This window comes from Marinobacter salexigens, assembly GCF_018860765.1.
GTDB classification, from domain to species: Bacteria; Pseudomonadota; Gammaproteobacteria; order Pseudomonadales; family Oleiphilaceae; genus Marinobacter; species Marinobacter salexigens_A.
Window position 1 is genome coordinate 74,914 of the sequence record NZ_JAHKPV010000008.1, and the last position, 13,330, is coordinate 88,243.

9 protein-coding genes are annotated in these 13,330 nt (G+C 51.6%); 7 read left to right on the forward strand and 2 right to left on the reverse strand.

Translation table 11 applies throughout. The features are described from left to right. The first annotated feature begins 223 nt into the window (after positions 1 to 223). Complete coding sequence (gene topA, locus KO508_RS07775; RefSeq protein ID WP_216007786.1) at positions 224 to 2,863, forward strand: type I DNA topoisomerase; 2,640 nt, start codon at positions 224 to 226, stop codon at positions 2,861 to 2,863. An 83-nt stretch (positions 2,864 to 2,946) separates the two neighbouring features. Here topA and KO508_RS07780 read toward each other — a convergent pair whose 3' ends face one another. Both KO508_RS07780 and gltA read right to left on the reverse strand, forming a co-directional pair. Next, positions 2,947 to 3,819 carry an NAD(P)-dependent oxidoreductase gene (locus tag KO508_RS07780; protein WP_216007787.1) on the reverse strand — a complete coding sequence of 291 codons (873 nt, stop codon included), beginning with the start codon at positions 3,817 to 3,819 and terminating at the stop codon, positions 2,947 to 2,949. Between the two features lie 136 nt (positions 3,820 to 3,955). Beyond that, entirely contained in the window at positions 3,956 to 5,230 is a 1,275-nt protein-coding gene (gene gltA, locus KO508_RS07785; protein ID WP_216007788.1) for a citrate synthase, read from the reverse strand. A gap of 478 nt (positions 5,231 to 5,708) precedes the next feature. Between gltA and sdhC the strand changes: the two genes are divergently transcribed. From sdhC to odhB, 6 genes are all read left to right on the forward strand, one after another. Next, positions 5,709 to 6,086, forward strand: a complete 378-nt coding sequence (gene sdhC / locus KO508_RS07790) for a succinate dehydrogenase, cytochrome b556 subunit (RefSeq protein WP_216007789.1) — start codon at positions 5,709 to 5,711, stop codon at positions 6,084 to 6,086. Then, positions 6,083 to 6,424, forward strand: a complete 342-nt coding sequence (gene sdhD / locus KO508_RS07795; protein WP_216007850.1) for a succinate dehydrogenase, hydrophobic membrane anchor protein — start codon at positions 6,083 to 6,085, stop codon at positions 6,422 to 6,424. The genes sdhC and sdhD overlap by 4 nt, the downstream gene beginning before the upstream one ends. 3 nt (positions 6,425 to 6,427) lie before the next feature. Continuing rightward, entirely contained in the window at positions 6,428 to 8,200 is a 1,773-nt protein-coding gene (gene sdhA / locus KO508_RS07800) for a succinate dehydrogenase flavoprotein subunit (protein WP_216007790.1), read from the forward strand. 14 nt (positions 8,201 to 8,214) lie between these two features. Beyond that, positions 8,215 to 8,919 (forward strand): succinate dehydrogenase iron-sulfur subunit, encoded by a 705-nt coding sequence (locus KO508_RS07805; RefSeq protein WP_216007791.1) that lies wholly within the window; start codon positions 8,215 to 8,217, stop codon positions 8,917 to 8,919. 314 nt (positions 8,920 to 9,233) lie between these two features. After that, on the forward strand, positions 9,234 to 12,071 hold the full coding sequence (locus KO508_RS07810) for a 2-oxoglutarate dehydrogenase E1 component (protein WP_216007792.1): 2,838 nt from the start codon (positions 9,234 to 9,236) through the stop codon (positions 12,069 to 12,071). Between the two features lie 25 nt (positions 12,072 to 12,096). Then, complete coding sequence (odhB, locus tag KO508_RS07815) at positions 12,097 to 13,329, forward strand: 2-oxoglutarate dehydrogenase complex dihydrolipoyllysine-residue succinyltransferase (RefSeq protein WP_216007793.1); 1,233 nt, start codon at positions 12,097 to 12,099, stop codon at positions 13,327 to 13,329. Position 13,330: the final 1 nt, after the last annotated feature.

Genomic DNA, 13,330 nt, shown 5'->3' on the forward strand with positions numbered 1-13,330 from the left:
CCGGGCCTTTCTGCTTTCAGGACGGCTCTAAAGTCTTTCCTAAAACTTGAAAAATGGATAACTGAAACAAAGAATGGGTTGTCTTGCTATTCCCGACCCTGTAAAACAGTGGGCCTATACACAATGGCGGCTCTTATAGTGTTTCCAGCCGATTGATTTTACAGCGAGTTTAGGGTCTGCTTATTTACCGACCGATTTATCGCCAAGGATACAGATCTCCGATATGGGTAAAAGTCTCGTAATTGTCGAGTCACCAGCGAAAGCGAAGACCATCAACAAGTACCTAGGCTCCGACTTCATCGTGAAGTCGAGTGTTGGGCACATTCGTGATCTTCCCGTCAGTGGCAGCGGATCCCCGGCGGATCCCAAAGAGCGTGCTAGGCAGGCAGCAGTCACTCGCAAGCTCAGCCCCGAAGACAAAATTGCGCATAAAAAACGCAAGGCTCGGGAACAGCTGGTTGCCCGCATGGGTGTAGATCCCGATAACGACTGGAATGCGCGTTACGAAGTCCTTCCAGGAAAGGAAAAGGTCGTAAGCGAGCTAAAGCGGCTCGCCAAGAATGCCGACCATATCTATCTCGCAACGGATCTTGACCGTGAAGGGGAGGCTATTGCGTGGCACCTCAAGCAGACCATTGGTGGCGAGCCTGAAAAATACCGTCGGGTGGTGTTCAATGAGATCACCAAACGGGCGATTCAGGAGGCGTTTGAAAACCCGGGAATTCTGGACACGAATCAGGTAAATGCACAGCAAGCACGTCGGTTTTTGGATCGTGTTGTGGGTTACATGGTATCGCCACTCCTTTGGGCCAAGCTAGCTCGCGGACTTTCCGCCGGTAGAGTTCAGTCCGTTGCGGTACGCTTAATTGCAGAACGTGAGCGTGATATTCGAGTGTTTGTTCCGGAAGAGTACTGGCAGTTATTTGCCGGGCTGGGAGCCAAAGCCAGTGCTCAACCTGTGCGCTTTGAGGTTACACGCTATAACGACAAGCCTTATCGCCCGGTTAATGAGCAGCAGAGCAATGAGCACGTAGAACGTCTCAAAGCTGGTAGTTTTGAAGTAGCAAAGCGCGAAGACAAGCCAACCAAATCTCGGTCAGGTGCGCCGTTTATTACCTCGACGTTGCAGCAGGCAGCGAGCAACCGCATGGGGTTTAGTGTTAAGAAAACTATGATGTTGGCCCAACGTCTCTACGAGGCCGGTTACATCACCTATATGCGTACTGACTCCACCAATCTGAGTCAGGATGCAATTAATAGCTGTCGCGAGTATATAAAAGACCAGTTCGGTGACCGCTATCTGCCGGAAAAGCCCAAGGTATATGGTAGCAAAGAAGGCGCTCAAGAAGCTCACGAAGCCATTCGCCCCACAGAAGTGACCCGGCAGGCGTCTGCGATTAGTGGTCTGGAAAAAGATGCTGAGAAGCTTTATGACCTGATTTGGCGCCAATTTGTTGCCTGTCAAATGTCCGAGGCTGAATTCCTGAGTACGTCTATCGTAGTGGCCAATGGTGAGTACGAGCTGCGCACACGCGGGCGTATTATCAAGTTTGAGGGCTTCCTCAAGGTTGCTCCCCAATCGGCTAAGAAAGAAGAAGATGTGGCTTTGCCGGATATCAAGGTGGGAGAGGCATTAAGTCTTGAAAAGCTTGATCCGAGCCAGCACTTTACGAAACCTGCTCCTCGCTATACTGAGGCTAGCTTGGTAAAAGAGCTTGAGAAGCAGGGCATTGGCCGACCTTCCACGTACGCATCAATTATCTCGACCATTCAGGATCGGGGCTATGTTCGCCTCCAGAACCGGCGCTTCTACGCCGAGAAAATGGGTGAGATTGTTACCGACCGGCTTTGCGAGTCGTTTTCCAACTTAATGGATTTTGACTTTACGGCAAAAATGGAAGGCGACCTGGATCACATTGCTGAGGGTGATGTTGACTGGAAAAAGGTGCTCAACGATTTCTATGCCCGATTCCGTCAGCAGTTGGAGTCAGCTGAGGCGACTGATGGTGAAGGTGGTATGCGCCCGAACGATCCGACCGAAACCAGCATTCCATGCCCAACTTGCGGCCGCAATATGCAGATTCGAGTGGCGAGCACTGGCGTGTTTCTTGGGTGCTCGGGTTACTCCCTCCCTCCCAAAGAGCGTTGCAAGACAACTATTAACCTTATTTCAGGCGATGAAGTAGTCAGCGCCGATGACGACGTTGAAGGAGAGGGCGAAACCCTCTTGCTACGCAAAAAGCGCCGTTGCCCCAAATGTTCCACGGCTATGGACAGTTATTTGGTGGATGAGACCCATAAGCTTCATGTATGTGGTAATAATCCGGACTGTTCGGGCTATGAAGTGGAAGAGGGTACTTTCCGTATAAAAGGCTACGATGGCCCGACGTTAGAGTGTGATAAGTGCGGTTCTGAAATGCAGCTGAAAACGGGCCGCTTTGGCAAGTATTTTGGCTGTATGAGTGACACCTGCAAAAACACTCGCAAGCTCCTGAAAAGTGGGGAGCCGGCGCCGCCCAAAATGGATCCGGTGCCAATGCCGGAACTCAAGTGCCAGAAAGTGGATGACACCTATGTATTGCGTGACGGTGCATCTGGAATGTTTTTGGCAGCCAGTAAGTTCCCGAAAAACCGTGAGACTCGGCCACCTCTGGTTATGGAGATTAAACCTCATCGGGACGAAATTGACCCAAAGCATGCTTACTTAATGAAAGCTCCGGAGCGCGATCCTGAGGGGAATCCCACGGTTATCCGCTACAGCAGAAAAACGAAAGAGCAGTACGTGATGTCGGAGAAAGACGGCAAAGCTACCGGCTGGTCTGCATGGTATGTTAACGGGAAGTGGCAGCCCCGGGAAAAATAACAGCAGATATGTAGATGTCGTAATTCGAAGATGAGGTCAGGGCAAAGGCTCCGACCTCATTTTTTATATTCGATGTTAATTGACTATCTGAACTTGCGTAGCCGCTGAATTAACGAAGATGTGTCCCAGCGCTTTCCGCCCATTTCTTGAATATCTCCGTAGAATTGATCAACCAAAGCCGTGACAGGCAAAGAAGCATTCACTTTGCGAGCCTCGTCCAGACAGATACCCAGATCTTTGCGCATCCAATCCACAGCGAATCCATGGTCAAACTCACCATTGATCATGGTTTCGGAGCGGTTCTCCATCTGCCAGGACTGGGCAGCGCCCTTAGAGATCACATCTACAACTTTCTTAACATCAAGATTTGCCTGCTCGGCAAAGTGAAGAGCTTCTGAAAGCCCCTGCACCAGGCCTGCGATAGCAATTTGGTTCACCATTTTGGTTTTCTGGCCACTGCCTGCTGGCCCCATTAGGTTCAAAGCTCTGGCGTAGTGTTGCAGTACTGGTTGGGCCCGGCCATAGTCTGCTTCTGAACCTCCGCACATGATGGTTAACTGGCCCTTTTGTGCGCCTTGCTGGCCTCCCGAGACAGGTGCGTCGATAAAACCCATGCCTTTACGACTAGCAGCTTGGTCTAGTCTTTCCGCAACGCCTGCAGAGGCTGTGGTGTGGTCCACTAAAATGGCTCTTGGTTCGGCATGGGCAAGAATGCCATTGTCACCCTCGTAAACCGCAATAAGATCTTTGTCGGCACCGACACAGGTTATAACGAAATCAGCGTCTTTGACGGCTTCTGGGACGGTCTGACAAGCGGTGCCTGAGTATTCTTTGGTCCACCGTAGAGATTTTTCTGGCGATCGGTTCCATACCCGCACGGTGAGTCCGGCTTCAGCGAGGTGGCCTGCCATGGGGTACCCCATAACACCAAGGCCGATAAATGTTGCGGTTGTCATTGGTTTCTCCTTAGAGGGTTGTGGGGCTTAACTTAGCACAGAGTTTGTGGGTTGCCGGATTAAAAGAATCGTCGATTAACAGCATAAAAAAAGGCCGCTAGATCAGCGGCCTTCTGGTTTGCAGGGCTGTGGGGTGTCACTTCTTCGGGTAGTCCCTCGCCGGGGAACCGGTATACAGCTGGCGTGGACGGCCTATGCGGTAGTCGCCACTGACCATTTCGTTCCAGTGGGAGAACCAGCCGATGGTCCGTGACATGGCAAAAATAACCGTGAACATGGATGTCGGGATTCCGATTGCCTTCAGGATGATGCCGGAGTAGAAATCCACATTCGGGTAGAGTTTGCGTTTGACGAAATACTCGTCTTCTAAGGCAATTTGTTCCAGTCGCTGAGCAATTTTCAACAACGGATCATTTTCGAGCCCCAGCTCGCTCAGTACTTCATGGGCGGTATCGGCCATAACTTTGGCGCGCGGATCAAAGTTTTTGTATACCCGGTGACCAAAGCCCATCAAGCGGAAGGGGTCGTCTTTATCCTTGGCCTTGGCAATGAAGGTCTCAATGTTTGACTCGTCGCCAATTTCCGCAAGCATATCTAGCACGGCCTCATTGGCGCCGCCGTGAGCCGGTCCCCATAGTGCAGCGATGCCAGACGCAATGCAGGCGTAGGGGTTGGCGCCGGAAGAGCCTGCCAAACGAACGGTGGACGTCGAAGCATTTTGCTCATGGTCTGCATGCAGGATAAAAATTTTATCCATCGCCTTGGCCAAAATCGGGTTTGGCTTGTAGGTTTCGCAGGGAACACCAAACATCATTTGTAGAAAATTCTCCGAATAGGAGAGGTCATTTCTTGGGTATATAAATGGCTGGCCGATGCTGTATTTGTAGCACCAGGCTGCAATGGTTGGCATCTTTGCGATCAGGCGATGCGCCGTGATTTCCCGTTGATGTTCGTCTGTAACGTCCATCTGGTCGTGATAAAACGCTGACAACGCTCCGACAACACCACACATGATGGCCATGGGGTGCGCGTCCCGACGGAAGCCGTGGAAGAAATTGCGCATCTGGTCGTGCAGCATAGTGTGGTTTTTGATGGTGTCGTGGAACTGCTTGTTTTGCTCGGCAGTTGGCAGTTCACCTTTGAGCAGCAAGTAACAGGCTTCTAGGTAGTCTGAGTGCTCAGCGAGTTGCTCGATCGGATATCCCCGGTGCAGGAGAACGCCGTTTTCACCATCGATGTACGTGATAGCAGACTCGCAGGATGCCGTAGAGACAAACCCGGGGTCGTATGTGAAAACGCCATTCTGGACTAGGCCTCGAACGTCAATAACGTCAGGGCCAACGGTGCCGGAATAAACCGGTAGCTCAATGGACTCGTCACCCACCGAGAGCGTGGCTTTCCTGTCGGTCATAGTGCTCTCCTGTTTATCAGCTTTAACAGCGCTAGCTGTCTTTATAGTTACGCGAGAAGGCGCGTATTATGGCAAAACTGGCGGCAAAATATAGGGTGTATGCTTTTTTTGTCAATGAAAGTGTAAGTAAACATTGTGAACTTTCCCTTGTTGTAAATCAGGGATATCACGAATGATGCGGGTTCTGGCCAAAAAAGGTATTTGTCAATACGCCTAATAGCTTGCCCTGTTACAGCACCCGTGCGGTTTCAGCGTGGGTTGCGCGTTTGTAATTATACGGGCGCCTCCTTATAATCCCTAGCCCGGAATCGGGGGTTCATCCTTCATGGGCGCTTGAGCATAGCAAGCTACCTGTTTGGTGTTCACCCTCCTGAACCAATCGTGTGTCGATATCGTATTGAACATTCGATCCTTACATACCAACTAACCGCCTCCGGTTCGCCGGTTCTGCGGTACCAAAAGAGAGTGTGAGAGCGCTGTGAATAGCAAACGACCAGTAAATCTCGATCTCGGCAAGTTTCATTTTCCACTGCCAGCCATTACGTCCATATTGCACCGTGTGAGCGGCATCATCATTTTTGTTGGTGTTGCGTTCATGTTGTATGGGCTTCAACTTTCCCTATCTGGGGAAGAAGGCTTCAGTCAGGTCAGTGAACTGCTGAACAGCTTCCTTGCCAAGCTGATTATCTGGGGCATCTTGTCTGCTCTGCTGTATCACCTAGTGGCAGGTATCAAACACCTGCTCATGGATATGGGTATCGGTGAAGAGCTTGAAAGCGGGCGTGCGGCCGCGAAGATCACCATCGTAGTTTCCGTTGTCCTTATTGTTCTGGCAGGAGTCTGGGTATGGGCATGAATAGTGTGACCAATATTGGTCGGAACGGTATCCAGGACTGGATCATCCAGCGGGTTTCTGCTTACGTATTAGCTTTTTATACGCTGTTTTTGCTGGGCTTTTTTGTCACAACCGATGTGGATTTCCAAATTTGGTCGGCGCTGTTTGATCAATCTTGGTTTAAGATTTTCACGCTGTTGGCGCTGCTTTCAATTGGAGCTCATGCCTGGGTCGGGCTTTGGACCGTTTCTACCGACTACATCAAGTCAGCAATGCAGCGCTTCCTATTTCAGGCGGCATTCATTCTGGTGATTCTTGTTTATGTGGTCTGGGGTATTCAGATTATTTGGGGGCTTTGATCGATGTCTAACATTAAGACCATGTCGTACGACGCCATTGTAATCGGCGGCGGTGGTGCCGGTATGCGAGCGGCCCTGCAGTTGACCGAATCTGGCGTTAAAACTGCATGTATCACAAAAGTATTTCCTACTCGTTCGCACACAGTTTCCGCTCAGGGTGGTATTACCTGTGCGATTGCGAGCGCTGACCCCAATGATGACTGGCGCTGGCATATGTACGACACCGTAAAAGGGTCCGACTACATTGCCGACCAAGACGCTGTTGAGTACATGTGTTCTGTGGGGCCGCAGGCTGTTTTTGAACTTGAGCATATGGGTTTGCCTTTCTCCCGTACTGAGCAGGGCCGTATCTACCAGCGCCCGTTCGGTGGCCAGTCCAAAGGTCCGGACAATCCCACTCAGGCTGCACGTACCTGCGCTGCGGCTGACCGCACCGGTCACGCGTTGCTGCACACCCTGTATCAGGCAAATCTTAAAGGTGGCACTACCTTCCTGAACGAGTGGTACGCGGTTGATTTGGTAAAGAACAGCAAGAACGAAGTTGTTGGTGTTGTTGCCATTGAAATCGAAACTGGCGAAGTGGCTTACATCAAGTCCAAAGCTACGGTTCTTGCTACCGGTGGTGCGGGTCGTATATATGCTTCCACAACGAACGCGTTGATCAATACCGGCGACGGTATTGGTATGGCTCTGCGTGCGGGCTTCCCGATGCAGGATATGGAAATGTGGCAGTTCCACCCAACGGGCATATACGGTGCCGGTACGCTGGTAACCGAAGGTTGCCGGGGTGAGGGCGGTTACCTGATCAACTCCGAAGGGGAGCGCTTCATGGAGCGTTATGCTCCTAACGCGAAAGATCTGGCTGGCCGTGATGTTGTTGCGCGTTCCATGGTTATCGAGATTCTTGAAGGTCGCGGTTGTGGCCCAGACAAAGATCACGTGTTGCTGAAACTGGATCATCTAGGTGAAGAAACCCTGAACCTGCGTTTGCCCGGTATCTGTGAACTGTCTCGTACATTTGCCCACGTTGACCCTGTTAAAGAGCCGGTCCCGGTTGTTCCCACGTGTCATTACATGATGGGCGGTGTTCCCACGAACGTCGGTGGTCAGGCATTGACCCAAGATGAAAATGGTAACGATCAGCCAATCCCGGGCCTGTTCGCGTGTGGTGAGGCCGCGTGCGTTTCAGTTCACGGTGCGAACCGCCTCGGTGGCAACTCGCTACTGGATCTTGTTGTTTTCGGTCGTGCGGCTGGCCTGCACATTGAAGAGCAGTTGCGCGGAGGCTTTGAGACCGACGGTGCAACCGAAGAAGACATTAAGCGAGCCATGGCTCGGCTCGACCGTCTGAATAGCACTTCAGAAGGTGAAAGTGTTGCCGAGGTCCGCAAGGATTTGCAGAACTGCATGCAGCTTTACTTCGGGGTGTTCCGTGACGGCAAGAGCATGGAAGAAGGCCTGAAAAAGCTGGAGGCTATTGGTGAGCGAGTACGTAATACCAAGCTGACCGATACCAGCAACGCGTTTAACACTGCGCGTATTGAGGCTTTGGAGTTGGATAACCTGTTTGAAGTTGCGCAGGCAACGGCAATCGCGGCAAATGAACGTAAAGAGAGCCGTGGCGCCCATGCTCGCAATGACTTCACCGAGCGTGATGACGAGAACTGGCTAAAGCATTCGCTCTACTTCCCGCTGGACAGGCGTATCGGTAAGCGAGATGTTAACTTTTCGCCGAAAACCGTCGAAACCTTCCAACCAAAAGTCCGGACTTATTAAGGGGAACGTACATTATGTTGGTAAGTCTATACCGTTATAACCCGGAAACTGACAGCGCCCCATACATGCAGGACGTTGAAGTCGAGCTTCCGGCAGGAAAGGATCTGATGGTTCTTGATGTGCTTAACCTCATCAAGGAGAAGGACTCGTCCATGGCCTATCGCCGCTCATGCCGTGAAGGTGTGTGTGGCTCTGATGGCATGAATATGAACGGTAAGAACGGCCTGGCATGCATTACGCCTATGTCGCAAGTCGTTAAGAATGGCAAGCTGGTGCTGCGTCCGCTGCCGGGCCTGCCGGTTATACGCGACTTGGTCGTAGACATGAGCCTGTTTTACAAGCAGTACGAAAAGATTATGCCGTACCTTGTAAATAACACGCCTGCGCCTGCTATCGAGCGTTTGCAGTCACCGGAAGACCGGGAAAAGCTGGATGGTTTGTACGAGTGCATTCTGTGTGCATGCTGCTCAACCTCTTGCCCGTCATTTTGGTGGAATCCGGACAAGTTTATTGGTCCTGCTGGGCTGTTGCAGGCCTACCGCTTTCTTGCGGATAGTCGCGACACGGCTCAAGCAGAGCGCCTTGCCGATTTGGACGACCCGTTCAGTGTGTTCCGTTGCAGGGGCATTATGAACTGTGTCAGCGTTTGCCCGAAAGGCCTCAACCCAACAAGGGCAATCGGCCACATCAGAAATCTTTTGTTGCATAGAGCCACTTAAGCGGCAGGATTTCAGGCAGGCGCTATACTGATCTGAACAGGTTGGAACCCCGGAAGGCCTCGCATTTTTGCGGGGCCTTCAACCAAAGGCTTATAGTCAAAGGTCTTACCCGGGTGCACACTACGCAAGCCGTAGCGGGAACCCTTCAGGTTTTCTTGCGGCGTTGCGGAATACAAAAATCATTGGGGAACGGAAAACATCCATGTTGGATGTGGTGGCCACAGTCGATCCCGTAAAAACCCGTATTGACTGATAGTTACCCCTGGCCGACCATACTTGGCTCCCCCGCACCAGCCCAAGGTGAGCTATTCAAAATGCAAGAAAGCATGATGGAGCAGTTATGGCAGACGTCCCACTTGCAAGGTGGAAATCTGGCCTATGTTGAACAGCTTTTTGAAACCTACCTGACAGATCCAAATGCCGTTCCCGAAGAGTGGCGCAGTTATTTTGACAAACTTCCAAGCGTTGATGGCTATCAGGGCCGAGACGTTATTCACTCTTCGATCCGCGAGCAGTTTGAACACATTTCCCGCAATCAGCGTTTTCTCGCAAATAACGGCGTGCCTGTTAGTGCTACGTCGGACGCTGATAAAAAGCAGATCCGTGTTCTGCAGCTTATCAACGCTTACCGTTTCCGTGGTCATCAGGAAGCAAAGCTTGATCCGCTCGGTGTTTGGCAGCGTCCAAAGGTAGAAGATCTCGATTTGTCATTTCATGATTTGTCAGAATCAGATCGTGATCTGGAGTTCCAAACAGGTTCCCTGAGCTTTGGCTCGGAAACCATGAAGCTTGGCGACATATACGACGGACTGCGCGATACATATTGCGGCAGCGTCGGCGCCGAGTACATGCACATAGTTGATACCCGTATCAAACGCTGGTTTCAGCAGCGCATGGAGCCTGTCCGTTCCGAGCCTGGCTTCGAGGCAAAAACCCGAACTCATATCCTTGAACGCCTAACGGCAGCGGAGGGCCTTGAAAAATATCTTGGCTCTCGCTATCCAGGTGTTAAACGTTTCGGACTTGAAGGCGGTGAGAGCCTTATTCCGTGTATGGACGAGCTTATTCAGCGTGCCGGTCATTATGGTGCCAAAGAGATCGTTGTCGGCATGGCACACCGTGGTCGCCTCAATGTTCTGGTTAACACTTTGGGCAAGAATCCCAAGGAATTGTTTGACGAGTTCGAAGGCAAGCGACTAGCCGATTCGGGTTCCGGTGATGTTAAATATCACCAAGGCTTCTCCTCCAACGTTATGACCGATGGTGGTGAGGTGCATCTGGCAATGGCGTTCAACCCGTCCCATCTGGAAATTGTATCTCCGGTGGTAGAAGGTTCTGTGCGAGCTCGCCAGACCCGTCGTTCAGACACTGAAGGCAATCAGGTTGTTCCGGTCATCATGCACGGTGATGCGGCCTTTGCCGGTCAGGGCGTGGTAATGGAAACCTTCCAAATGTCCCAGACCCGTGGTTTCGGGGTGGGCGGCACCATTCATATTGTTATCAATAATCAGGTTGGCTTTACCACCAGCAAACAGGAAGACGCCCGCTCTACCGAGTATTGCACGGACATCGCCAAGATGGTTCAGGCACCGATACTCCACGTTAACGCAGACGACCCGGATGCCGTCGTTTTTGTAACTCAAATGGCGATGGACTATCGCAACGAGTTTAAGGGCGACGTGGTTATCGACCTTGTTTGTTATCGTCGTCGCGGGCACAACGAGGCAGATGAGCCTGCCGCGACCCAGCCGATGATGTATCAAGAAATACGTAAGCTGAAAACAACGCGTACCTTGTATGCAGAGAGACTTATTGCTGCTGGCGTGGTGACCGAAGATGACGTCAAGCAGATGGAAAACGAATACCGTGATGCGCTAGATAATGGTGAGCACGTGGTTAAGTCGCTGGTTAAAGAGCCTAATAAAGACCTCTACGTTGACTGGGCTCCGTATCTTGGTCACGCATGGACTGCCAAGTGCAAATCCAGCGTTCCACTGAAAACCATTCAGAAGCTGGGTAAGAAACTGACTCAGGTACCTGAAGGGTTTAGTATTCAGCGTCAGGTTTCCAAGATTGTTACTGACCGTGAGAAAATGACGGCTGGCGCACTCCCGATCAACTGGGGCTATGGCGAGATCATGGCTTACGCAACCTTGTTGAACGAGGGCCATCCCGTCCGGATCACGGGTCAAGATGTCGGGCGTGGTACTTTCTCCCACCGACATGCAGTTTTGCATAATCAAAAAGACGGCTCGAGACACATTGCGCTTGCGCAACTCTCCGATGACCAGCCGAAGTTTGAAATATACGACTCGTTGCTTTCCGAAATGGCGGTGATGGGGTTCGAGTACGGGTATTCAACAACAGCTCCGAATGCATTGGTTATCTGGGAAGCCCAGTTTGGCGATTTTGCCAACGGTGCTCAGATGGTGATCGACCAGTTCTTGACCAGTGGCGAACATAAGTGGGGGCGCCTATGCGGGCTCACTCTATTGCTGCCGCACGGCTATGAAGGGCAGGGGCCGGAACACAGTTCTGCGCGCCTAGAACGTTTCTTGCAGCTCTCTGCAGAACATAATATTCAAGTGTGCGTGCCCACAACGCCCTCGCAGGTCTTCCACATGCTTCGCCGTCAGGTGAAGCGCCCGTTGCGCAAGCCTCTGGTTGCCATCACGCCAAAGAGTTTGTTACGTCACAAGGAGGCCACGTCTGATCTGGACGACCTGACTTCAGGAACCTTCCAGACAGTGCTTCCTGAGAAAGATCTGCCGGAAGCGAAAAAAGTTACCCGAGTTATTCTTTGCAGCGGCAAGGTCTATTATGACCTTCTTGAAAAGAAGAAAACCGATGAGCGTGAAGACGTTGCGATTGTTCGTATTGAGCAGCTGTATCCGTTCCCGGGTGAAGACTTGGATGAAACTTTGGCGCAGTATCCTAAACTTAAACATGTTGTATGGTGTCAGGAAGAGCCAATGAACCAAGGTGCCTGGTATTGTAGTCAGCACCATATGCGCAATGCTTTGCAGCGCCTGAATCCTAAACTGTACCTTCAGTATGCTGGTCGTGACGCTTCCGCTGCTCCTGCAGCAGGACACATGTCAGTACATATTGAACAGCAGAAAAAACTTGTTAACGACGCGTTTGAAATCTGACGAGCTACCGAACTAAGGAACTGTAATGTCTACTGAGATTAAAGCCCCCGTATTCCCGGAGTCGGTCGCAGAGGGTACCGTCGCGACCTGGCACAAACAGCCGGGTGAAGCCTGTTCACGTGACGACCTGATTGTCGATATCGAAACCGACAAAGTGGTTCTTGAAGTTGTTGCCCCAGCTGACGGCGTGATTGAGGACATCCTTAAAGGTGAAGGTGATACCGTCCAAAGCGGTGAGGTCATCGGTAAGTTTAAAGAGGGTGCCGTTGGTGATTCCGGCTCCGCAGACAAGAAAGAGATCAAGGAAAGCCAGTCCGATAAGGCCGAGGCCAAAGAAGAGCAAAGCCAAGACTCTGGCGATGCAATTTTAAGCCCAGCAGCACGTAAGCTGGCGGAAGAGAATAATGTTGACCCAAGTGCAGTGAAGGGCACGGGTAAAGATGGTCGCGTAACCAAAGAAGATGTTCAGAATCATGTGGATAGCGCAAGCTCCTCAGGTGGTTCGTCAAAAGCGGCAGCTTCTTCCGCGATGCCCGAAGTAAACGTGTCTGCAGGTGAGCGGCCAGAGAAGCGCGTACCCATGACTCGCCTGCGCGCCAGCATCGCTAAGCGTCTGGTTAACGCCCAGCAAACCGCGGCCATGCTTACGACGTTCAATGAGGTCGACATGGGCCCCATTATGGAAATGCGCAAGCAGTATCAGGACAGCTTCGTAAAGCGTCACGATATCAAGCTGGGTTTCATGTCTTTCTTCGCTAAAGCCGCTACCGAAGCACTCAAACGCTTCCCTGCCGTTAACGCATCTATCGACGGGAATGACATGGTTTACCACGGCTATCAGGATATCGGCGTTGCCGTATCTACTGATCGTGGTTTGGTTGTGCCAGTAGTTCGCGATGTTGATGCTCTAGGCCTTGCCGATATTGAGAAGAAAATCGTCGAGTACGGCACTAAGGCAAAAGGTGGCAAACTTGCGATTGAAGATATGACAGGCGGTACCTTTACCATCACTAACGGTGGTATTTTTGGTTCCCTGATTTCTACGCCGATCCTGAATCCCCCTCAAACAGCGATTCTGGGTATGCACAAAATTCAGGAGCGCCCGATGGCGGTCAACGGCAAGGTGGAGATACGCCCGATGATGTACCTTGCGCTGTCTTATGACCACCGTATGGTCGATGGCAAGGAAGCGGTGCAGTTCCTTGTGGCCATCAAGGATATGCTTGAGGACCCAGCGCGCATTCTGCTGGACGTGTGAG